This is a genomic window from Bacillus sp. FSL R5-0709 (assembly GCF_038004785.1).
Taxonomy (GTDB): Bacteria; Bacillota; Bacilli; order Bacillales; family Bacillaceae_G; genus Bacillus_A; species Bacillus_A mycoides.
Map to the genome: position 1 here is coordinate 3,683,194 of NZ_JBBORT010000001.1, position 24,015 is coordinate 3,707,208.

The 24,015-nt window shown below is 37.7% G+C and carries 24 protein-coding genes; all 24 read right to left on the bottom strand.

All coding sequences use genetic code 11. The features are described from left to right. Positions 1-91 precede the first annotated feature (91 nt). The 24 genes from dprA to MKX37_RS18795 all read right to left on the bottom strand — a co-directional run bounded on the left by dprA (position 92) and on the right by MKX37_RS18795 (position 23,747). Entirely contained in the window at positions 92-961 is an 870-nt protein-coding gene (gene dprA, locus MKX37_RS18680; protein ID WP_033731198.1) for a DNA-processing protein DprA, read from the bottom strand. 88 nt (positions 962-1,049) lie between these two features. After that, a complete protein-coding gene (gene sucD, locus MKX37_RS18685; protein ID WP_002033796.1) occupies positions 1,050-1,952 on the bottom strand; it encodes a succinate--CoA ligase subunit alpha in 903 nt (300 codons plus the stop codon). 19 nt (positions 1,953-1,971) lie between these two features. Then, positions 1,972-3,132: an ADP-forming succinate--CoA ligase subunit beta gene (gene sucC / locus MKX37_RS18690; RefSeq protein ID WP_002014529.1), complete on the bottom strand. Its 1,161-nt coding sequence runs from the start codon at positions 3,130-3,132 to the stop codon at positions 1,972-1,974. 193 nt (positions 3,133-3,325) lie between these two features. Next, positions 3,326-4,099 (bottom strand): ribonuclease HII, encoded by a 774-nt coding sequence (locus MKX37_RS18695; RefSeq protein ID WP_002014527.1) that lies wholly within the window; start codon positions 4,097-4,099, stop codon positions 3,326-3,328. 55 nt (positions 4,100-4,154) lie between these two features. Then, the gene (gene ylqF, locus MKX37_RS18700; RefSeq protein WP_002128821.1) at positions 4,155-5,045 is read right to left on the bottom strand and encodes a ribosome biogenesis GTPase YlqF; all 891 of its coding nucleotides are present in this window, start codon (positions 5,043-5,045) and stop codon (positions 4,155-4,157) included. Between the two features lie 20 nt (positions 5,046-5,065). Beyond that, complete coding sequence (gene lepB, locus MKX37_RS18705) at positions 5,066-5,617, bottom strand: signal peptidase I (protein WP_002066791.1); 552 nt, start codon at positions 5,615-5,617, stop codon at positions 5,066-5,068. 100 nt (positions 5,618-5,717) lie between these two features. Further along, positions 5,718-6,062: a 50S ribosomal protein L19 gene (gene rplS, locus MKX37_RS18710; protein ID WP_002014524.1), complete on the bottom strand. Its 345-nt coding sequence runs from the start codon at positions 6,060-6,062 to the stop codon at positions 5,718-5,720. A gap of 146 nt (positions 6,063-6,208) precedes the next feature. Beyond that, positions 6,209-6,943: a tRNA (guanosine(37)-N1)-methyltransferase TrmD gene (trmD, locus tag MKX37_RS18715; RefSeq protein ID WP_002014522.1), complete on the bottom strand. Its 735-nt coding sequence runs from the start codon at positions 6,941-6,943 to the stop codon at positions 6,209-6,211. After that, on the bottom strand, positions 6,943-7,458 hold the full coding sequence (gene rimM / locus MKX37_RS18720) for a ribosome maturation factor RimM (RefSeq protein WP_078421716.1): 516 nt from the start codon (positions 7,456-7,458) through the stop codon (positions 6,943-6,945). The genes trmD and rimM overlap by 1 nt, the downstream gene beginning before the upstream one ends. Before the next feature lie 121 nt (positions 7,459-7,579). Next, positions 7,580-7,807 carry a KH domain-containing protein gene (locus MKX37_RS18725; RefSeq protein WP_002088196.1) on the bottom strand — a complete coding sequence of 76 codons (228 nt, stop codon included), beginning with the start codon at positions 7,805-7,807 and terminating at the stop codon, positions 7,580-7,582. A 14-nt stretch (positions 7,808-7,821) separates the two neighbouring features. After that, the gene (rpsP, locus tag MKX37_RS18730) at positions 7,822-8,094 is read right to left on the bottom strand and encodes a 30S ribosomal protein S16 (protein ID WP_000268750.1); all 273 of its coding nucleotides are present in this window, start codon (positions 8,092-8,094) and stop codon (positions 7,822-7,824) included. Between the two features lie 100 nt (positions 8,095-8,194). Next, positions 8,195-9,544 (bottom strand): signal recognition particle protein, encoded by a 1,350-nt coding sequence (gene ffh / locus MKX37_RS18735; protein ID WP_002014519.1) that lies wholly within the window; start codon positions 9,542-9,544, stop codon positions 8,195-8,197. Between the two features lie 12 nt (positions 9,545-9,556). Continuing rightward, a complete protein-coding gene (locus MKX37_RS18740) occupies positions 9,557-9,889 on the bottom strand; it encodes a putative DNA-binding protein (protein WP_000891061.1) in 333 nt (110 codons plus the stop codon). A gap of 132 nt (positions 9,890-10,021) precedes the next feature. After that, the gene (gene ftsY / locus MKX37_RS18745) at positions 10,022-11,011 is read right to left on the bottom strand and encodes a signal recognition particle-docking protein FtsY (RefSeq protein WP_002088200.1); all 990 of its coding nucleotides are present in this window, start codon (positions 11,009-11,011) and stop codon (positions 10,022-10,024) included. 14 nt (positions 11,012-11,025) lie between these two features. Then, positions 11,026-14,595 (bottom strand): chromosome segregation protein SMC, encoded by a 3,570-nt coding sequence (gene smc / locus MKX37_RS18750; protein WP_002014517.1) that lies wholly within the window; start codon positions 14,593-14,595, stop codon positions 11,026-11,028. Between the two features lie 148 nt (positions 14,596-14,743). After that, positions 14,744-15,481, bottom strand: a complete 738-nt coding sequence (gene rncS / locus MKX37_RS18755; protein WP_002033792.1) for a ribonuclease III — start codon at positions 15,479-15,481, stop codon at positions 14,744-14,746. A gap of 58 nt (positions 15,482-15,539) precedes the next feature. Beyond that, positions 15,540-15,773, bottom strand: coding sequence for an acyl carrier protein (gene acpP, locus MKX37_RS18760; RefSeq protein WP_002014515.1), 234 nt, complete (start codon positions 15,771-15,773; stop codon positions 15,540-15,542). Positions 15,774-15,842: 69 nt separating this feature from the next. Further along, complete coding sequence (gene fabG, locus MKX37_RS18765) at positions 15,843-16,583, bottom strand: 3-oxoacyl-[acyl-carrier-protein] reductase (RefSeq protein ID WP_002014514.1); 741 nt, start codon at positions 16,581-16,583, stop codon at positions 15,843-15,845. Further along, positions 16,583-17,527: an ACP S-malonyltransferase gene (gene fabD, locus MKX37_RS18770; RefSeq protein ID WP_002128825.1), complete on the bottom strand. Its 945-nt coding sequence runs from the start codon at positions 17,525-17,527 to the stop codon at positions 16,583-16,585. Before fabD ends, fabG begins: the two co-directional genes overlap by 1 nt. A 14-nt stretch (positions 17,528-17,541) precedes the next feature. After that, positions 17,542-18,534: a phosphate acyltransferase PlsX gene (plsX, locus tag MKX37_RS18775; RefSeq protein ID WP_002128828.1), complete on the bottom strand. Its 993-nt coding sequence runs from the start codon at positions 18,532-18,534 to the stop codon at positions 17,542-17,544. Continuing rightward, positions 18,531-19,124: a transcription factor FapR gene (fapR, locus tag MKX37_RS18780; protein ID WP_000747354.1), complete on the bottom strand. Its 594-nt coding sequence runs from the start codon at positions 19,122-19,124 to the stop codon at positions 18,531-18,533. The genes plsX and fapR overlap by 4 nt, the downstream gene beginning before the upstream one ends. Positions 19,125-19,212: 88 nt before the next feature. Continuing rightward, positions 19,213-21,261, bottom strand: coding sequence for an ATP-dependent DNA helicase RecG (gene recG / locus MKX37_RS18785; RefSeq protein WP_002014510.1), 2,049 nt, complete (start codon positions 21,259-21,261; stop codon positions 19,213-19,215). Between the two features lie 424 nt (positions 21,262-21,685). Beyond that, positions 21,686-23,362, bottom strand: coding sequence for a DAK2 domain-containing protein (locus MKX37_RS18790; RefSeq protein ID WP_002128829.1), 1,677 nt, complete (start codon positions 23,360-23,362; stop codon positions 21,686-21,688). Positions 23,363-23,384: 22 nt separating this feature from the next. Next, on the bottom strand, positions 23,385-23,747 hold the full coding sequence (locus tag MKX37_RS18795; RefSeq protein ID WP_002014507.1) for an Asp23/Gls24 family envelope stress response protein: 363 nt from the start codon (positions 23,745-23,747) through the stop codon (positions 23,385-23,387). Positions 23,748-24,015 lie beyond the last annotated feature (268 nt).

A 24,015-nucleotide genomic window follows, 5' to 3' on the forward strand; every position in this document is an offset into this window, starting at 1 on the left:
TCTTGTTTTTGTCAATCAAGAATGAATATACCATACAGCGACAATCTACCATTTGTCAATAATTGTTTAATAAAAACATAAAAATATATGGTTAATTTAAAATTTCTTCAAGGATATCCTCCGCATTTCTTACTAGCTTTGCGCCTTGTTGAATTAGATGATTCGTTCCCGCTGCACTCTCTATAAATATCGGTCCAGGAAGCGCAAACACCTCTCTATTTTGTTCTAGCGCAAGGTCTGCAGTAATAAGGGATCCACTTCTCGTTTTTGCTTCTACAACTAAAACACCTTTACTTATACCGCTAATAATTCGATTTCTTTTTGGGAAATACCATTTTTTCGGCACATAATGAGGCGGATACTCTGTCAATAACAATATATAATCTTTCCACGTGTCATACAAACCTCTATTCTCCTTTGGATACATATAAGATAATCCGTGTCCTAATATTGCAATGGTCGGGCAATGCTGCCTTACTGTAACTTCATGAGCAATTGTATCTATCCCTCTTGCAAACCCACTAACAATAAGCCATTCTTTTTCAAGTAAAGGTTGTAAAATAAACTTCATACTCTCCTTTCCATATAAAGACGGTTCTCTCGTTCCAACAATCGCTAATTTATTTACTTTATTTAGAAAATCTCTTTCTCCTTTTCCGTATAAAACAAAAGGGGGATCTTGTATTTCTCGCAGTAATTGTGGATAGTCCTTATCCCATATTGTTATATAAAATATTCTCTTTTTTTCTAACTGGGATACATATTGTTGGAGATTTGAAATTTGAAGAAAATTTACTAGTTCTAAAGATTTTTCCGAGGATATTCCAGCGTAATATTCAAATTGTTCCGGACTAAAAGTGTATATTCCCTTCAGTTTTGGATCAACATATAGTAGTCTCTCCATCGCCTTCCAATGATCCGCCAACATGTAATGAAGGTGCAATAAACGTTCTCTTTTCATCTCAATTCTCCTTACCCATAATTTTTATTATGTAAACAAAAAATGTGTAAAAAGACACCCTCTAATAAGAAGGTGTCTTTCAAAAAGATTAGTAGTTTTTACAAGTCTCAAATAATCCCTTTTCTTTTAAAACAGAGATTAATGTTTCACCCATAACAGCTGGTGTTTCCGCTACTTTAATACCACAAGCTTCCATTGTTTTAATCTTTTCAGCAGCAGTTCCTTTGCCGCCAGAAATGATCGCCCCAGCATGACCCATACGTTTGCCTTCAGGCGCTGTTTGACCACCAATGAAGCCTACAACTGGTTTTGTCATATTAGCTTGTACCCATTCTGCTGCTTCTTCTTCTGCCGTACCGCCGATTTCACCAATCATAATTACAGCATGCGTTTCTTCATCTTCATTAAATGCTTTTAACGCATCAATAAAGTCCGTACCGTTAACAGGGTCTCCCCCGATACCTACAGCAGTAGATTGGCCAATACCTTCTTGCGTTAACTGATGTACAGCTTCATACGTTAATGTACCAGAGCGAGATACGATACCAACATGACCTTTTTTGTGAATATATCCTGGCATAATACCAATTTTACATTCGTCAGGTGTAATGACACCAGGGCAGTTTGGTCCAAGTAAACGTGTATGTTTACCCGCCATATATCTCTTTACGTTTACCATATCTAATACAGGGATTCCTTCAGTAATACATACTACTAAATCAACCTTTGCATCAACAGCTTCCATAATTGCATCAGCCGCAAAAGCGGGTGGAACGTATACAACTGAAGCGTTTGCGCCTGTTGCTTTCACAGCATCTTCTACTGTATCAAATACTGGTACGCCTTCAATATCAGTGCCACCTTTACCTGGTGTTACACCACCTACAATTTTCGTACCGTATTCAATCATTTGCTTTGTATGGAATAACCCTTGAGAACCTGTAATACCTTGAACAATAACTTTTGTATCTTTATTAACTAATACGCTCATTTTTCTCCCCCGCTTTCTATTAGCCCACTAGTGAAACAATTTTTTGTGCACCGTCTGCCATAGATTCTGCTGCAACAATATTTAAACCAGACTCATTTAAAATTTTCTTTCCTAGCTCTACGTTTGTACCTTCAAGACGTACAACTAAAGGCAACTCAAGACCTACCTGCTTCGTCGCTTCAATAACACCTTCTGCGATAACATCACACTTCATAATGCCACCAAAAATGTTAACGAAGATACCTTTTACATTTTTGTCAGAAAGGATAATTTTGAATGCTTCTGTAACTTTTTCAGCTGTTGCGCCGCCACCAACATCTAAGAAGTTAGCTGGGTCACCATGGTAATGTTTAATGATATCCATTGTAGCCATTGCTAAACCTGCACCATTAACCATACAACCGATATTTCCATCTAAAGGAATGTAGTTTAAGTCATATTTAGAAGCTTCAATTTCTTTTGAATCTTCTTCTTCAAGATCACGAAGTTCTAAAATATCTTTATTGCGATATAACGCATTAGAATCAAAGTTTAATTTTGCATCTAACGCCATAACTTTACCGTCACCTGTTGTAACAAGTGGATTAATCTCAGCGATAGAGCAATCTTTTTCGATAAACGCACTGTATAAGCCCATCATAAACTTCACAGCTTGTCCTACAAGTTCTTTTGGAATATTGATGTTAAACGCGATTCTACGCGCTTGGAAACCTTGTAAACCTACTGCTGGATCAATATATTCTTTAAAGATTTTTTCAGGCGTTTTTTCTGCTACTTCTTCAATTTCTGTTCCACCTTCTTCAGATGCCATTAAAACAACTTGAGAAGTTGCACGATCTAATACAAGACCTACATAATATTCTTTTTTAATATCGCAACCTTCTTCGATAAGTAAGCGTTTTACTTCCTTACCTTCAGGACCTGTTTGATGCGTCACAAGTGTAGTTCCTAAAATGCTTTCTGCATATGTACGAACTTCTTCTAAATTTTTCGCAACTTTTACACCGCCAGCTTTGCCGCGTCCACCAGCGTGAATTTGCGCTTTAACTACACATACTTCCGTTCCTAATTCTTTCGCTGCTTCTACAGCTTCTTCTACTGTAAATGCAACCTTCCCGTTCGGAACGCTAACCCCATAGCTTCTAAGGACTGCCTTACCTTGGTACTCATGGATATTCATGGTCCCATCCTCCCCTGTTTTCCTGTTTTACTCGAAAAGTTTTTTAATGTTTAAAAAACATTACATTGCCATTGTATAAGATGATTGGCACGCTGTCTACAATAAAGTGTCAGAAAACTGAAATCGCTTTATTCTTTTTCGAAAATAATAATGTTTATATACCAAAATAAAAAATAAGCTGTGAATATACAGCTTATTTTTGAATCATATCTTTAATTGGCGCGAATGATTTTCGATGTTCCTCTAATACTCCATGTACTTCAATCGCTTCTAAATGCTGTTTCGTCCCATATCCCATATGTTGTTCGAATCCATATGCAGGATACTTTCCTCCTAACTCTTTCATCATGCGGTCTCTCGTCACTTTCGCAATAATAGATGCAGCTGAAATAGAGACACTTTTCGCATCACCTTTAATGATTGATGTTTGCGGAATTGATGTAGGAAGCTTCATCGCATCGATTAATAAATATTCTGGTGTACATGATAAATTAGCAACGGCATCTAACATCGCTTGCTTCGTCGCTTGATAAATATTTATTTCATCAATAACTTGTGGTGATATAATTCCAACTCCAATCGCAATTGCATGCTCTTTAATTTCATCATAAAAACGCTCACGTTTCGCTTCACTTAATTTTTTCGAGTCATTTAATCCTGGAATATAAAAATCTTCCGGGAGGACGACAGCCGCCGTCACAACCGGTCCTGCTAACGGCCCACGCCCCACTTCATCAATACCAGCAATGTATGTGAGCCCTTTTTCACGTAACTCATTTTCGTACTTTGACATTTCTAGAAATTTTTCTCTTTCTTTTTGCGCTAACTCTTTTTGTTTATACCACTTCAAAATTAGTTTTTGAACACCTTTTCGCTCATCTTTCACTAACATTTGAAAACGCTCGTCTTCTTCATTCATAATTTCTTGCAGCAAACATTCCGCTTCATGAATAGTCATTTTTTGCATCTATTTACACTCCTTTTAAACGTAACCAAAAAGAAAAGACGTACAAACGCACGTCTTATACTTCTTCTACTTTTTCCGCATCTTCTACCTGCTCTGCAAACTCTTCTGGTGTTTCAAATGTCATTTTTCCAAATCTTCCACCACGAAGCTCACGAAGTATAAGCTCAGATGTTTTATCATAATCAATCATTCCGCCGCCCATTAAGCAACCTCTATTTTTTCCAATTGCATCAAATAACTCCACAATTTCTTCTGGAATGTCATTTAAATTATATCGCTCTTTTAAACGTTCTGGATAATGTTTTTCCATAAAACGTAACGCATAAATAGCTACATCCTGTAGATTTAATATAGAATCTTTAATTGCACCAGTCGTCGCTAAACGAAGACCAACTAATTCATCTTCAAATTTAGGCCACAAAATACCTGGTGTATCTAATAATTCCATTTCTTTCCCAACTTTAATCCACTGCTGGGCCGTTGTCACACCAGGACGATCTCCTGTTTTTGCTATATTCTTCTTCGCTAATTTATTAATTAGTGTAGATTTACCAACGTTTGGAATACCTACAATTAAAGCACGAATTGCTCTTGGTCTAATGCCTTTAGCAACCATTTTATCGAATTTTTCTTTGACAAGAACTTTACAAGCTGCTGCAATTTCTTTCATACCTTGTCCAGCTTGCGCATTAATTGAAATTGCCTTTTGACCTCTTTCATCAAAATATGCAATCCACTGCTTTGTAAGACGATCATCCGCCATATCCGCTTTATTTAAAACAACAAGCCTTGGTTTATGTGTAATAATTTCATCAATCATTGGATTACGAGAAGATAAAGGTAATCGAGCATCTACAAGCTCAATTACAACATCAATTAACTTTAATTTTTCTGTTACTTGGCGTCTAGCCTTTGCCATATGTCCTGGGAACCATTGAATTACCATGTTGCCACCTTCTTTTTCTTTTATTTCACAATACGTGCATCTTTTAACGGCCAATATAGCATATTTGCTTTACCAATCACTTGGTCCATTGAAATTGTACCAATCGAACGGCTATCTTTACTAAAACGACGATTATCGCCTAAAACAAATAATTGACCTTCTGGAACAGTTTTCTTTCCTGTCATTTCTTCAAGAGTAAAATCATATGTAAGCGGTCCGTCAGCAAGTTGTTTTTTCTGCTTATCTAAATACGGCTCCTCATAAGGTTTCCCGTTAACATATAGTTTATCATTACGGTATTCGATTTCGTCGCCTGGCAGGCCAATAATACGCTTAATATAATCTTTTTCTTCCGTCGCTCGGAATACAATAATATCAAAGCGTTTCGGATCACCTATGTGATAGCCAATTTTATTAACAATCATTCGATCACGGTCATGTAAAGTCGGCGACATCGATACACCGTCTACGAGAATTGGGGCAAAGAAAAACTGTCTAATTACGCCCGCTAATACAACAGCAATCAAAATTGCTTTGATCCATTCCCAAAGTGAGCTCTTCTCTTTCTTCATGCTTTCCCCTCCACTGTTATGTAAGCTGCTCGTATTATACCAAAATTTCATATAGATTGGAAAAAGGGAGCTTGTGTATTTACAAGCTCCCATACATGTCTTATCGAATTTCTTTAATACGTGCTTTTTTACCGCGAAGGTTACGTAAGTAGTATAACTTAGCACGACGTACTTTACCACGGCGAAGTACTTCGATGTTCGCGATTCTTGGCGTGTGAACTGGGAATGTACGCTCAACACCTACACCGTAAGAAATCTTACGAACTGTGAATGTTTCACTGATTCCGCCACCACGACGTTTAATTACAACACCTTCGAAAAGCTGAATTCTTTCACGAGTTCCCTCAACTACTTTTACGTGTACACGTAAAGTGTCTCCAGGACGGAATGAAGGAAGGTCAGTTTTCAATTGGCCTTTTGTGATTTCTGTGATTAATTGTTGCATATTAAATTCTCTCCTTTAAACAGATGCTCTTATAAAGTCTTATTAAATTACAGCGGAACATCGTTAATACGGCTACTGATTTCAGTAGCACAAATGTTATAATAGCATATTGCTAGGACTGTTGCAATAGAAAATATATCAAGCCCTTATCGGTCTTCTTTAATCTGTTCCAGCCATTTCTCTTCTTGCTTAGATAATTCTCGTTCTTCCAGTAAATCCGGTCTACGTGTGTACGTACGACGTAGTGACTCTTTATGGCGCCATTCATCAATGTTTTTATGATTTCCTGACATTAGTACATCCGGTACCTTCATACCACGAAAATCAGCAGGACGTGTATAATGTGGGTGTTCTAACAAACCTGTGCTAAAAGAGTCTTCCACTTGTGACGTTTGATTCCCAAGCACTCCTGGCAAAAGACGTACAACACTGTCAGTGACTACCATAGAAGCCAATTCTCCACCCGTTAATACGTAATCCCCAATAGAAATCTCATCTGTTACAAGATGCTCACGAATTCGTTCATCGTATCCTTCATAATGGCCACATACAAAAATAACATGCTCTTCTCCAGCAAGCTCTTCTGCCTTCTTCTGCGTGAAACGCTCTCCTTGTGGACACATTAAGACGATTCTCGGCTTACGGTCTGTTTCCTTCGTTAACTCTTCTACTGCGTCAAAGATAGGCTGTGGGGTTAATACCATACCAGCGCCCCCACCATACGGATAATCATCTACACTATTATGCTTACTAGTTGTATACTCACGAAAATTGACAACACGAAGCTCTACCGCTTCTTTTTCTTGTGCTTTCTTTAAAATTGAAGAACCAAATACACCCGTAAACATATCTGGAAACAATGTTAAAATGTCAATTTTCATTATAGTAGCCCTTCCATTATATGAATGGTTACTAATTTATTTTCAATGTTAACTTGAAGTACAACGTCATCAATATAAGGAATTAACAAATCTTGACCCTTTGGACGTTTAATCACCCAAACGTCATTCGCACCAGGAGATAGAATCTCTTTGATTGTCCCTAACGCTTCTCCTTCTTCCGTTACAACGTTGCAACCAATAATTTCATGGTAGTAGTATTCACCTTCAGCTAGTTCGCCTAACTGCTCTTCTGGTACTTTTATTAAAGAACCTTTTAACTTCTCTACTTCATCTACATTGTTGTATCCTTCAAGTGTTAATAAATCAAATGTCTTATGTTGACGATGAGAAGTTACCTTCACTGTAAGATAGTCTGTACCTTTCTCATCCCATATGTATAACGTGTTCCCTACTTTATATCGCTCTTCTGGAAAATCAGTACGAGAAATAACACGAATTTCTCCTTTTACGCCATGAGTATTTACAATTTTCCCTACATTAAACCATTTTGTCATAAATAGTATGTCACCCCTGGTTTCTATATAAATTAAGCATTTCCATTTTATATATGGAACATGCAATTTCTCTTTAAATGTTAAAAAAGGGAGAGGAAATAACTCCTCGCCCTTTTTACGTTTATTGAATTTCCAGTGTGACGTTCTCATCATTATGATGTCCCACTGAATACAAGAGCATTCTAATCGCTTTCGCAACTTTCCCTTGCTTTCCAATGACTTTTCCAACATCCTCAGGATGTACAGTTAATCGATACTTTATTTCTCCGTTGCAAAGTTCCTGTGTAACTTTTACATCTCCAGGATGATCCACAAGAGGTTTAACAATTGTCTCGACTAACATTTTCATTGTCATTGCCTCAATTACTTACCTTGTTTAGATAAGTGGAATTTCTCCATGATACCTTGGTTAGAGAAAAGGTTACGAACTGTATCAGATGGTTTAGCACCATTTCCTAACCATTTTAATGCTGCTTCTTCGTTGATCTTAACTTCCGCTGGTTGAGCAACCGGATTGTAAGTACCGATTTCCTCAATGAAACGTCCGTCACGAGGAGAACGAGAATCTGCAACAACTACACGATAGAAAGGAGTTTTTTTAGCTCCCATACGTTTTAAACGAATTTTAACTGCCATTTATAAAGCACCTCCGAATTTATTTCACACAGATAATTATATTAGCAAAAAGACTATTGCTTTGTAAAGTATTTTTTCTTAACAGAGCCATCTTTTTTCCTTACATGAATGGAAACTTCAATCCACCTAGTCCTTTTTTCTTACCTTTTTGCATTCCCGTCATCGTCTTCATCATTTTTTTCATATCATCAAATTGCTTGATTAGACGATTGATTTCTTGTACCGTTGTACCGCTACCTTTGGCAATGCGCTTTTTACGACTAGCATTGATTATTTCCGGTTGTTCTCGTTCTACTTTAGTCATAGAACGAATAATTGCCTCAATATGCCCAATTTGTTTTTCATCAACTTGTGCATTTTTCAGCCCTTTAATTTTATTTGCACCAGGAAGCATTCCTAACAATTCGTCAAGCGGTCCAAGTTGACGCACTTGTCCAAGTTGTTCTAGGAAATCGTCAAGCGTAAACGAAAGCGTACGCATTTTTTGCTCAAGTTCTTTTGCTTTCTCTTCATCAACTGTAGCTTGCGCTTTTTCAATTAATGTTAAGACGTCGCCCATCCCTAAAATACGGGATGCCATACGTTCTGGATGGAACGCTTCAATTGCATCTAGTTTTTCACCCATACCAGCAAATTTAATTGGTGTATTTGTTACAGCCTTAATAGATAATGCCGCACCACCGCGCGTATCACCATCTAATTTCGTTAATACAACACCTGTTAATCCTAACTGTTCATGGAAACTTTGTGCTACATTTACCGCGTCTTGTCCTGTCATCGCATCGACAACAAGGAAAATTTCATCCGGTTTCGCAACTTCTTTGACTTTCGCTAATTCACCCATTAGTTCTTCATCAATATGCAGGCGACCCGCTGTATCGATTAAAACGTAATCGTGATGATCTTCTTTTGCTTTCGCAATCGCTTGTTTCGCAATTTCAACCGGACTTACTTGATCTCCTAAGGAGAAAACAGGCATGTCCAATTGCTTCCCTAATGTTTCAAGCTGTTTAATCGCTGCTGGACGGTAAATATCCGCTGCAACAAGCATCGGTTTACGATTATGCTTTTTACGAAGCAAATTTGCAAGCTTACCTGTCGTCGTTGTTTTACCCGCACCTTGCAGACCAACCATCATTATAACAGTAGGTGGCTTATTAGCAACAGCAATTTTGCTTTGCTCTCCGCCCATAAGTTCTGTAAGTTCTTCCTGTACGATTTTAATTACTTGTTGTCCAGGTGTCAAACTTTTCATTACATCTTGTCCGACAGCACGCTCAGACACACGCTTTATAAAATCTTTTACTACTTTAAAGTTAACATCCGCTTCTAAAAGAGCTAGACGAACTTCTCTCATCATTTCTTTTACATCGGCTTCAGAAACTTTTCCTTTGCCGCGGATTTTTTGCATTGTCTGTTGAAGTCGGTCGGCTAATCCTTCAAATGCCATATTGCCGCCCTCCTAATCTAATTTTTCGATAGCTTCAACAACTTGTTTCATTTCTTCATTTACATGCTCTTCTTCGCTGATTAGCTGTTTTAGCTTTGCAACAAGTCGCTGTCGCTCTTGAAACTTTTGAAGTAATACTAATTTATCTTCATATTCTTCAAGCATCGCTTCAGTCCGTTTAATGTTATCATACACGGCTTGGCGACTTACATCAAATTCTTCCGCAATTTCACCAAGAGATAAATCATCTAGATAATAAAGCGACATATAACTTCTTTGTTTTTGCGTTAACAACGATTGATAAAAATCAAATAAATAGTTCATTCTCGTTGTTTTCTCGAGCATGTTGGATCATCCTTTGTTAAGTGATTTCCCTTTACATGACTTAGTTTACATGGAGTATAAAAGAGTGTCAAGTTTTTTTCTTAACATCACATATTTTTATAAAAAAAGAAGCGGAAATACCGCTTCTTTCACTTACACTTCTTCTGTTTCTACTACGTTCGCAAACAAACCATAAACATATTGTTCTGGATCAAACTGTTGCAGATCATCCATTTGCTCTCCTAGCCCAACAAATTTCACCGGAACATCCATTTCGTTACGAATCGCTAAGACGATACCACCTTTAGCAGTTCCATCTAACTTCGTTAAAACAATACCGGTAACATTCGTGGCTTCACGGAATGTTTTCGCTTGACTTAAACCATTTTGCCCTGTTGTTGCATCAATAACAAGTAATACTTCATGAGGAGCCCCTGGTACTTCACGCTCAATTACGCGCTTCACTTTCTCTAACTCATTCATTAAGTTTACTTTATTTTGTAAGCGTCCGGCTGTATCACATAGCAATACATCCACTTTACGGGCCTTTGCCGCTTGTACAGCATCATACATAACAGCCGCTGGATCAGATCCTGACCCTTGTTTAATTACTTCTACACCAACACGATCGCCCCATACTTCTAATTGCTCAATCGCCCCAGCACGGAATGTATCTCCTGCCGCCAATAGGACAGACTTACCTTCTGATTTAAATTTATGTGCAAGCTTACCAATCGTCGTCGTTTTCCCCACACCATTCACACCAACAAATAAAACTACTGTTAATTGATCCTCTTGTATATTAACTTCATTACTAAAATCGCTGTCACCTTTGTAAATGCCCACTAGCTTTTCAGAAATAACAGCCTGTACTTCTTTCGGATCTTGAATGTTACGACGTTGCACTTCTTCTTTCAACTGATCAATTAATTCCATCACTGTCGAAACTCCGACATCCGCACTAATTAAAATTTCTTCTAATTCTTCAAAGAAATCTTCGTCTATTTTGCGGTAACGGTACACTAAGTCATTTACTTTATCAGCAAATGAATTTCTCGTTTTTTCTAATCCTTGTTTAAACTTCTCTGTTACCGTATCCGTTTGTTTTGAAATTTTTTCTTTTAATTTTTTTAAAAAGCTCATACTTCCCATCCTTCCTATCTACTTGCAACAAGTTCTTCGCCATCATCTAAACGAACAGAAACAAGCTTCGACACCCCTGACTCTTGCATTGTTACACCGTACAATACATCAGACTCTTCCATTGTACCTTTTCGGTGTGTAATTACAATAAACTGCGTTTCATCACTAAATTTCTTTAAATACTGCGCAAAACGAGCAACGTTTGCCTCATCAAGAGCTGCTTCCACTTCATCTAGAACACAGAATGGAACTGGGCGTACTTTTAAAATACCAAATAAGAGCGCAATTGCCGTTAAAGCACGCTCTCCCCCTGAAAGTAAACCTAAATTTTGTAGTTTCTTCCCTGGTGGTTGCGCTACAATATCAATACCCGTATTTAGTAAATCTTCTGGGTTTGTCATTACTAAATCCGCTCTTCCACCTCCGAATAATTCAGAGAATACAGATTGAAACTCTGTTCGAATCCCTTCGAATGTAGTAGAAAAGCGTTTTTTCATCTCTTCATCCATTTCCGTAATAAGTTGATGCAATGTCGATTTCGCTTCTTCTAGGTCATCTCTTTGCTCTAATAAGAATGTATGGCGCTCTGCTACACGTTCATACTCATCAATTGCCCCTAAATTTACTGCGCCTAACTCTTCAATGGATAGTTTAATTAGTTTCACCTTTTTACGTGCATCTTCTGCAGGCATCATCATTGTATACTTAAGTTTTGCTGCTTCAAATGAAATAGTATATGTTTCACGTAAATGTTGCAATCTATTTTCCAGCTCTACATCAAGTCGGTTAATTTTCACTTCTTGATCTTTCAGCATCTCAAGAATATATTTATGTTTACCTATTGTTTCTTTCACACCGCGCTCTAAATGCTCGACTCTTTCTTGCAATGATACGCGTTGTTCACGACGAGAACGAATTAACTCCGAAGTTTGATTACGATCATACGCTTTCTTCTCAATCATATTCGTAATTTGTTCTTCGCCACTTGAATTAGATGTCATCTCTTGCTTTAAGAACGCTAAATCTTCTTTCGTTTTTACAAGCGTCGCATCAGTCTCTTCTTTTTCCTTCGTCAATCGTTCGACTTTTTCTTTTTGATTAGACAAACGTTGTTGTTGTTCAGCAGCTTGTACTTTTAGCTCCGTCATTTCCTTCTGAACTTTTTCTTTTGAAGAATATTGTTCACTTTTTTGTTTCGTTAAAACGACGATTTTGCTATCTAATTCCCCAATCTCAGCTTGAAGAGTCGCTAAAATCTTTTCTAACTCTTCTTTGCGCCCTTGCATTTTTACTTGATCTTGTAAAAATCCTTCAATCTCTAAATCGTAAATCGATAAACGATCATTAATACGATGTTCATCTAATTCTAAACGATTAATTTCTTCTCTTAGCTTCTGTTCATCTACACGTTCGGTCTCTACACCTTGGCGTAACTCTCGTATTTGTACTTCTTTTTCTTGAATCTCTTGCTTTACTGCTTTAACAAAGTTTTCTAGCTTCGTTGTTTTTTCTTCCATGTCAGTTAGTTTTTTAGTCCACTCTTCAAGTTCACGTTGACGTCCCAATAAAGAGGATTTCGCCTGTTTTACAGCTCCACCCGTCATAGAACCACCCGGGTTCACTACGTCACCTTCGAGTGTTACAATACGATAGCGGTATTGCAGTTGTTTCGCTAACTCATTTGCTCCGCGTAAATCTTTCGCAACAACAACTGTACCTAATAAACTTGAAACTACATTCTCATATTTATTATTGTACTGCACAAGTTCTGCCGCTACACCGACAAACGATGGATGCTGATTCACAATGCGTAATTGATCAAATGATAGCGATCGGCTTTTAATAACAGCTTGAGGTAAAAACGTTGCACGGCCATGTTTATTTTGCTTTAAAAATGCAATTGCATTACGAGCATGCTCTTCTGTTTGTACTACGATATGTTGCATCGCTGCCCCAAGGGCGATTTCCATTGCGATTTCATATTCTTTCGGCACAGTCAGAAGTTCTGCAACAGCTCCCTCAATACCTTGTAGTCTATTTTCTCTAGCCTTTAATACTTCACGTACCCCTTGATAGAAGCCAGAGTAGTCCTCTTGCATCTCTTCTAACATTTCTTTCCGAGAGCGCGCCTGTTGCACAAATTGATACGCTTGATACAGTTTCGTTTCATTTTCACTATACTGTGACTTACATTTCCCAAGTGCCGTTTCTGTCTTCTGTATGTTAGAAATAATGCCAGCTATTTTCTCTCTCGCTTGCTCATAACTGTCTACAAGTTTCGCCTTTTTCGCTGTAATTTCCACACGCATCTGTACATACTTTTCATTTTCTTCATCAAGTCGTTCGTTTTTAGAGTTTTGCTGTTTTGATTGTTCTTCAATCATAGATAATTCATTACGAAGACTTGCTTGTTGATTTAAAAGTTCAATATAGTCACCTTTTAAATTCTCAATTTGTTCCTCTAAATTCTCAGCAAAAGTCGCAAGTAATTGCTCGTTATCATGCAATTTCTTCTCCAATTCTTTTACTTGATTCACAAATTGCATTAAAGCTTCTGTACTTGTTTCAATTTCGCCATCATAACTTGTAGTTTTCTCTGTTAACTCAACAATTAGCTTTTCAAGCTGCGCACAATGTGTCGTTGCATTTTGCTTTCTTTCCTTTAACAGCTCGCGTTGCCCTTCTAGTTTTTCTAGTTCTTTACTAGACAGAAGTAGAACTTCTTGTAAGGAATTTACAGATTCATCAACGGCTTGTAATTGCCCGCGTAATTCCTCAAGCTCTTCTTCACTTTTTTGTAAGTTCGCTGACATTTTAGCTTCTTCATCTTTATTATGCCCAAATTGATTTCGAAGCGCTTCCCACTTTTCATGTAATTCTTCAATTTCATGTACAATAAGCGCAGCTTCTACTTTCTCTAATTCTTCTTTTTTCTCAAGATAATCTTTCGCAATAGAAGCTTGTCTTTCTAGTGGTTCTACTTGACTACTTAATTCGTGAATAATATCTTGTACACGATTTAAGTTTTCTTGTGTTTCCGCCAATTTCCCTTCAGCTTTCTTTTTACGAAGTTTATATTTCAGCACACCCGCAGCTTCTTCAAATACACCACGACGTTCTTCTGATTTGCTACTCAAAATCTCTTCGACTTTCCCCTGGCTAATAATCGAAAAAGCTTCCCTTCCCATACCAGAGTCCATAAATAAATCAATAATATCTTTTAATCTACAAGATTGTTTATTAATATAAAAATCACTATCACCCGAACGAGATACACGACGCGTTACACACACCTCGTTATACTCAATCGGTAAGCGTTGGTCTTCATTATTTAAAGTTAATGTAACTTCAGCAACATTAACCGCTCTTCTCGTATCACTGCCGGCAAAAATAATATCCTCCATCTTTGCACCGCGTAATGACTTTGCAGATTGTTCACCAAGTACCCAGCGAATTGCATCAGTAATATTACTTTTCCCGCTCCCGTTAGGTCCTACTACAGAAGTTACACCTGGAACAAAATCGACAGATACACGCTCAGCAAAAGACTTAAATCCTGCTATTTCTAATCTTTTTAAAAACACGAAAGGCCTTCCTCCTATTCTCCGTTGTTGTAAACGTTGTCTGTACGAAAACAAACTACTATACGGATTTCCCACTCCTTTTATTTATAAATAAAAGGAAAGTTTCATTCTATGCATAAGGAACCCCCCTTATTCAAAGGGGGATTCCTCATGATTGTTCTTTTAATTTTTTCAATGCTTCTGCAGCAGCTTGTTGCTCTGCCTCTTTTTTTGACTTACCACTTCCAAGACCTAATGCCTCATTATTTAAAGTTACACGGGACACAAATTCTCGGTTGTGGGCCGGTCCTTTTTCTTGCAAAATTTGATACTCAACATTGCCACTACCATCACGCTGAATCAATTCTTGCAATTGACTCTTATAATCCATCACATGAGAAAAAGCACCTTCATTAATTTTTGGATATACAACTTCTTTTAAGTATCCCCAAACTGTTTCTAGCCCTTGATCAAGATAAAGGGCACCAATAAACGCTTCAAAGACATCCGCTAATAAAGCTGGTCGTTCACGTCCACCCGTCATTTCCTCACCTTTCCCTAATAAAACAAGGCTACCAAATGACATTTCGTTTGCAAAACGAACAAGAGATGGCTCACATACAATAGCTGCACGTAGTTTTGTTAACTCTCCTTCGCTCATTGTCGGATATTTTTGAAACAGATACTGTGATACAGTGAGTTCCAATACAGCATCGCCAAGAAACTCAAGACGCTCATTGTCCTCATGCGGTTTTTTTCGATGCTCATTCACATACGATGAATGCGTAAACGCTTGAATCAATAATTTTTCATCTGTAAACGTAATACCTATCTCTTCTTGAAATACTTTAAAAGCTTCACGATATTTTGCTTCGTATTTTTTTTCTCTATGTTTTCGGTACGGCATAGGTCCCTCCAGATATAAGCCGAGAAGCCCCGTTAAAAAACGGGACTTCACTTAAGCATTATAGATGACTCTCTATGTAAGTCACAGCATCGCCAACAGTAGCAATCTTTTCAGCATCTTCATCAGAAATTTCCATTTCGAATTCATCTTCTAATTGCATTACAAGTTCTACTACATCTAGGGAGTCTGCGCCTAAATCTTCTTTGAAGCTTGCAGCTGGTACTACTTCAGTTTCTTCTACTCCTAAACGATCAACGACAATTTTGGTTACACGCTCTAAAACATCTGCCATTCTATTCACCTCCCCTCAAATATTATATAAAATATTGTCCAAAAAAACTAGTTGAAATCGATTCTTTTATTACATTACCATACCGCCATCAACATTTAACGTTTGACCTGTAACATATTTACTTTGATCAGAAGCAAAAAACGTTACAGTATTTGCGATATCTTGTGCTTCTCCAAACTGAGCTGCAGGAATTAATTTTAACATTTCGGCTTTTATATTTTCATCTAATACATCCGTCATATCAGTTGCAATAAACCCTGGAGCAATTGCATTTACAGTAATATTTCGGCTCGCTAATTCTTTTGCTGATGTTTTTGTTAATCCAATTACACCAGCTTTAGCAGCAACATAATTTGCTTGTCCTGGGTTTCCTGTTACACCAACAACAGAAGCGATATTAATAATACGTCCATGACGTTGACGCATCATATAGCGCGATACTGCTTTCGTACATAAGAAAACACCTTTTAAGTTTGTATTAATAACTGTATCCCATTCTTCTTCTTTCATACGCATTAATAAATTATCTTTTGTTACACCAGCGTTATTTACAAGAATATCAACTTGTCCAAACGTATCTACAGTTTGTTTCACCATTGCAGTAACATCATCAGCATTTGCAACATCTGCTCTTACTGCAATGGCATCTGAACCTAATTTCTTTATTTCATCAACTACTTCATTCGCCTTTTGCTCATTACCAGCATAATTTACTACAACATTTGCCCCTTGTTTCGCTAAATCAATAGCAATCGCACGACCAATCCCACGTGAAGCACCAGTTACTAATGCTACTTTCCCTTTTAACATCAGCTTTCTCCTCTCAAATTTGAAATGGTATCTTTTAATGTCTCTTCATCATATACCGCATATGCTTTCACTGAAGAATCAATCGACTTCATAAGACCAGCAAGTACTTTTCCAGGTCCGATTTCAATAAATGTATCTACCCCTTGATTCACCATATACTCAATAGATGGGTACCATAATACAGGCGAATAGAGCTGTTCAATTAGCTTTGCTTGAATATCTGTACCACGCGTAATAACATCTGCCGTAACATTTGCAATAACAGGAATATTCGTGTCTTGAATTGTAATTTCATTTAAAACACTTTGGAATTTCTCAGCAGCTGGTTTCATAAGCGAGGAATGAAACGGTCCACTTACTTTGAGCGGAATTGCTCTTTTAGCACCATTTTCTTTCGCTCTTTGAGAAGCAAGTTCTACTCCTTGCTTTGTTCCAGAAATAACAATTTGCTTCGTACTATTCATATTAGCAATTTGTACTGCATATCCTTCACTTGTTACTTCTTCTGTAACTCGTTTCAGCATATCCGGATCCGCACCTAAAATAGCTGCCATTGCACCTTCCCCGCCTGGAACAGCTTCTTCCATATATTCCCCGCGTTTCCTTACAGCATATACAGCGTCTTCGAATGTTAATGCACCAGCAGCTACAAGAGCGCTATATTCACCTAAACTATGTCCTGCGACAAAATCAGGTGTAATATCATACTCCTTCAAAGCTGTTAAAATTGCAAAGCTCGTTGTTAATAGTGCCGGCTGCGCATTTGTCGTTAATGTTAACTTTTCTTGCGGTCCTTCAAAAATCACTTCTGAAAGAGAATCATGCAAAACCTCATCCGCTTTTGCAAACACTTTCGCAACCTCTTTATTATTCTCCGCTAACTGTCTACCCATTCCAACTGCCTGTGAACCTTGGCCCGGAAAAAGAAATGCTATTTTTCCCATTTCAAATCCTCCTCTTATTGAAGCGGCTCCTTCTCCATTACACTTGAAATTGTAGGAATTACTTCTTTCGCTACCATTTCTCTCGTTTGACGAATCGCACTAAATATCGATTGGTCATTAGAAGAACCGTGAGCCTTAATGACAGGAGCTTTCAATCCAAACAACGCCGCTCCCCCATACTCCGAATAATCCATTTTATCTTTCAATACCATAAGTTTTGGTTTTAATACCGCTGCTGCTAATTTGCTCGTAAACGAACTCATTAATTGTTCTTTTAACATAGAGAATAACGCAAGTGCTGTTCCTTCTAATGATTTTAGCGCTACATTACCGGTAAAACCATCACATACAACAACGTCTGCTACACCTTGCAATAAATCTCTTGATTCAACGTTTCCAACGAAATTAATTGGTGCATCCTTGAGCATAGCAAAGACTTGTTTTGAAAGCTCGTTTCCTTTACCATCCTCTGTTCCAACGTTTAAAAGTCCAACGCGTGGATTTTTAATTCCTCTTACCTTCTCTGCGTAAACAGAGCCCATTACTGCATATTGATATAAATGAATTGGTTTTGCATCAACGTTGGCTCCAACATCTAACATAACAAAACCTTCTCCATCAACAGTTGGCATTGTAGGTGATAAAGCTGGTCGTTCAATTCCTTCCATACGACCAACAACAAACAATCCAGCTGCCATCAAAGCTCCTGTACTACCTGCTGATATACAAGCATCCGCTACGCCGTCTTTTACTTGCTGCGCCGCTAGTACCATTGAAGCTTGTTTTTTTCGACGAACCGCTCTTACTGGTTCGTCTGTCGATTCAATTTTTTCGTCCGTATGAAGTATAGTAATTCGCTCTTCACTCGTTAAATATTGACGAATTCCCTCTTCTTTCCCTACTAACGTAATATGTAAATCTGAGTATTCCTTAATAGCTTTCATTGCTCCTAATACTACAGCCTTTGGTGCATGATCGCCGCCCATTGCATCTATTGCGATTTTCATAAGTTGTTACCTTCCTCACTATAATTACTAGATCGATACATTTCAAAAGTGCCTGTAAAGACAAGTTCTTCTCCAACAAAACTACGCACTTTGACAACCGTCCGTCCTTTATCATTCTCTACATCTTCAACACGTACTTTTGCAACAACACGCTCTCCTAATTTTACAGGACGAATATATCGAATGGTGGACTTTGCAGTTAAAGCTAATTCTTCATCAATAACCGCAACAGCTAGTGAGTTTGCTTGTGCAAACAAATGATGCCCACGAGCAATTTGATTTCTTTTAAATACATGTTCTACCTTTACTTCAAAGATAGAAATCGCATGTCTATCTAATTCTATATCAATAATTTCTCCGACAACCTCTTCTAACGGTAAAGATTTCACATCTTCTTCATGTTGTTTTGTAGCCACATGCTTAATTCGTTCTCTTAATTCAGGAATAGATAATTCCATACGATCAAGACGAACAGTTTGTATGCTCACTTGAAATTTTTCCGCTAAATCTTCATCCGTTATAAAAGGATTCGTTTCTATTGTTTGTTGTAATAATTCTTGTCTTTCTTTTTTACTTCTTCTTTTTTTCATACCGCACCATCCATTTTTATGACTAGGTACTAAAAGTAGTATATAATCATTAAAAGTAGAATGCAACAAAAACTTTTGCAGACTACTTTTAATCGAGCTTCTCTCCCTGGAACACACCTGTCCCATCAAGATAAGTACGCAGCGAAGCATACTGATCATTATGCCAAAACGCTTCTGAATCAACTAGTATCGCTGCATCTTGTCTTGCTGTTTCTAACGCCCGATAATCATGTACCATATCAGCAACCTTAAATTCTGGTAGACCACTTTGCTTACTTCCAAAGAAATCCCCAGGACCTCGTAACTCTAAATCTTTTTCTGACAATACAAATCCATCATTTGTTTCAGTCATAATGCGCATTCTTTCTTTTCCCGTTTCTGATTTCGGGTCCGCAATTAATAAACAATATGATTGTTCACTACCACGCCCAACACGCCCCCTCAGCTGATGGAGCTGTGATAAACCGAAACGTTCCGCGTCATAAATAACCATAACAGTCGCATTTGGTACATTCACGCCTACTTCAACAACTGTTGTCGACACAAGAATTTGCACTTTATTTTCACTAAACTGTCCCATTATCTCTTCTTTTTCTTGAGATGATAGTCTCCCATGCATTAATCCAACTTGGCATTTCCCTTGATAATGATGAGTCAGCATACTATGTAAGTCGATAGCATTTTGTACATCAAGCTTCTCAGACTCTTCAATAAGAGGGCAAATAACATATGCCTGTCTTCCTTTTTTTATCTCTTTCTCCACAAAGCCGAGGACACGATCTAACATATCATGTTTTGCCCAGTACGTTTCGATTACCTTTCTACCAGCTGGCATTTCGTCGATAATAGAAACGTCCATCTCTCCAAATGCAGTGATAGCTAACGTACGCGGGATTGGGGTCGCCGTCATAAACAATACATCTGGACTTTCACCTTTCTCACGTAAAACCCGGCGCTGCGCCACACCAAATCGATGCTGTTCATCGGTAATAACGAGACCTAACCTATGAAATATAACTTCGTCTTGAATTAAAGCGTGCGTTCCAACAAGGATGTCTACTTCTCCCTGTTCTAATCTCGACAAAATTTCTCGACGTCTCGCACCTTTAACAGAACTTGTTAGCAATTCAACCTTCATACCGAAATGTGAAAACGTCTCCGCGAGCGACTGATAATGTTGCTCGGCTAAAATTTCTGTAGGAACCATCAAAGCACCTTGATAATGAGCCAATTTCGCCGCATAAAGAGCAATCGCAGCAACAACTGTTTTCCCAGAACCTACATCCCCTTGCAATAATCGATTCATTCGGTACGGAGATATCATATCTTTCATTATTTCATCTACAACCCGGCGTTGTGCACCAGTTAATGGAAACGGAAGCGCATCAGTAAACTCTTGCAATTCTACTAATGAAATTTCCTTTTTCGTCCCTTTCGAGTTTTCCCTTTCCATTTTCCGTAATGTTTGCATTTTCAACTGAAACAAGAAAAACTCCTCATATACAAAACGGCGACGCGCTTGCTTTAAGTCTTCCTGTCCCACTGGAAAATGTAACCCTCTGAGCGCTTCATAGCGTGATAATAATTTATATCGACTTAACAAACCATCTGGTAACACTTCGACTATAGAATCTCCATACTCCTTAAATGCTTGTGCAACAAACCGGCGCATCTGTTTTACTGTCAGTTTTCCTTTCACTGAATATACAGGTTCTACTTCTTGTTGTCGTACAACCGGTCCAAAATTCAGTTCTGATACAGCAATTGTTTGGCGATGCTGATCCCATTTACCAGTAATCGTTACCGTTTCATCTAAATTTAACTTTTGTTTATAGTATGGTCTATTAAAACATACAGCTGTAATTAAATAACGACCGACGAGAACACGAACTGTAAGACGTGACTTCTTCTTCCCATAATATTGCAGTAAAGGAGCACTATGAACTTTCCCCTCAACCGTTACACGCTCGTCATGCTTTACTTCAGCAAGATCTTTCATCGCATAGTCTTCATAGCGGTACGGAAAATGTTCTAATAGATGAGAAACTGTATAAATTCCCATCTCGTGTAACAACTCAGATGTTTCTCCTCCGATTCCCTTTACATCCGTAACAGGAACTTGTACAACTTCATTCAAGATTCTCACGCTCCGTCACATTATTTTCTTTGATTCATTCTATTGATTATCCATTATTATCATTGACATCTGTAATCGCTCTCTTTCACCTTATATATTCTATCATAGGCATTCTAAGAGAAACTACTCTAATCCCTCTATATAAAGTGAAACTATAATCAGTGGGCGTTTACGGGCAGTTAATCCCCCACTTAACTTCTTTGCTCCAGCCGAATATAGGGGGTGGAAGTTTTACTGCCCACAAATAGCGGGATAAAACAAAGTTGTACAATACGTAAGAAAAGAGCCTCACTATTAGCAGCAAGGCTCTTTTCTATCATCAATATGCTAGCCTTTTGAATAAAAACTAGTAATAAACTTCATATCACTATTTCTTATCCATTAGCAAGTAAGTAACCCATTTATTTTCAAATCGAATCTTTTCTTATTCTACAGAGAAGATGAAAGAATACACCGGTTGGTTCCCTGCATGTACTTCTACTTCTGCATCTTCAAAGTTCTCTTCTACAAACGCAACTAATTTAGCCACTTCTTCATCTGTTGCATCTTCACCTTGTAGAATCGTTACGATTTCAGAATCCTCATCAATTAGCGCTTCTAGTAATTGCTTTGCAGCTCCTACTTTCTCAGCATTTGTAGATACAATTTTCCCATCTGCAATACACATGAAATCATCTTTTTGAATCGCTACACCGTCAATTTCCGTATCACGAACAGCATACGTAATCTGACCTGTTTTCACATGAGTTAAAGCTTCTTTCATGTTTTCTTCATTCTCTTCTAGCGTTCCAACTGGATTAAATGCTAACATTGCAGCCATACCTTGAGGAACTGTTTTTGAACGAATAACAATAACTTCTTGTTCTACAACTGACGCTGCTTGTTCTGCTGCCATCACGATATTCCCGTTATTTGGTAAGATGATGATTTTTTCAGCATTTGCCTCTTCAATCGCCTTCACAATATCCTCCGTACTCGGATTCATCGTTTGGCCACCTTCGATAACTTTCGTTGCACCAATGCTCTCAAATAGAGTTTTAATACCCGATCCCATAGCTACAGTTACAATACCATACGGTTGTTTCTCTATTGGCTGATTCGTTTGTTCAGGTACCATGGTAGGTTCATCTAATAAAGCAGTATGCTGTTCACGCATATTTTCTACTTTAATCTTAATTAGACTACCGTAACGTTGTCCATAGTTCATAGGATCTCCAGGATGTTCCGCATGAATATGAACCTTTACAACCTCATCATCCGATACAACAAGTAGTGAATCTCCGTACACACTAATATCTTCACGGAATTTTTGTTCAGAGAAATTATGTTCCTTCATTTTTCCAGGCTCTAATTTCACCATGAATTCCGTACAATATCCATACTTAATATCTTCTGTACTCAATTGGCTTTGTACACTACGGTGATGTTCTGCACGTACCATGTCATTCATAGATGGTTGGGCAGGCATATTAGAAGAAATCGTTTCTCCTTTTAAGTCAGCTAAAAATCCTTCATATACAACAACAAGACCTTTACCACCGCTATCTACAACGCCAACTTGTTTTAATACAGGTAATAAATCTGGCGTACGATTTAACGATGCGTTTGCTTCTTTTACAACGTCTTCCATAAACAAAACAAAGTCGCGCTGTTTTTTCGCAACTGTCACTGCATATTTACCCGTTTCTCTTGCAACCGTTAAAATCGTTCCTTCAATTGGTTTCATAACCGCTTTGTAAGCTGCCTCTACTCCTGCTTCTAAAGCTGCAGCAAAATCAACTGTCGTTAATTCTTCTTTTTGTTCAATGGATTTAGAGAAACCACGGAATAACTGAGATAAAATAACCCCAGAGTTACCACGAGCTCCCATTAATAATCCTTTGGCTAAACTTACACCGACTTTACCAGCATGCTGTGAAGGATTTGCTTTCACTTCACGTGCGCCTGAAGTCATTGATAAGTTCATGTTTGTACCGGTATCGCCATCTGGAACTGGGAATACGTTTAATGCATCAACAAGCTGAACATTATTTGTTAAATTATTGGCTCCTTGAATGATCATTTGTGATAAACGTTTTCCATCAATTTTTTGAATTGACACAGATTTTCCTCCTTAATGCACATTACAAGTTTATTACTTTAACTCCTTGTACGTAGATGTTTACAGAATCTACTGCTAGTCCTACAGTTTGATCTAATGTATATTTCACTTTAGTCTGCACGTTATGTGCTACTTCTGAAATTTTCGTACCATAGCTCACAATAATATACATATCAATATGTACTTCATCTTCATTTTTACGAACAATAACGCCTCTAGTGAAGTTTTCTTTTCGTAAAATCTCTGTTAATCCATCTTTTAACTGATTTTTTGATGCCATACCTACGATACCGTAGCAATCTACTGCGGCACCTCCAGCAATTGTTGCAATTACATCTGTACTAATATCAATTTGACCGTACTTCGTTTTAATTTCAATTGACATCTCGTTTCCCCCTTCATAAATGGTGAAAGTGAGCTAGACTACTTTAGTTACTATCATATAATCTTTTTAAAGAAAATTCCATCGTTCTTTCTTTTTCACTCTCATATTTTATGTTTTAAATTACATTTTTTTATGATGAGCAAAATAGTCCATTGTTATTATACAACATGTACCACTATAATATGTCAAGCAATTTTTCTTGATTTCACCTTTTCTTCATTGACATATAGTGTCAAGTATTTTTTCTTGATTTCTTTTTCCTACGGTG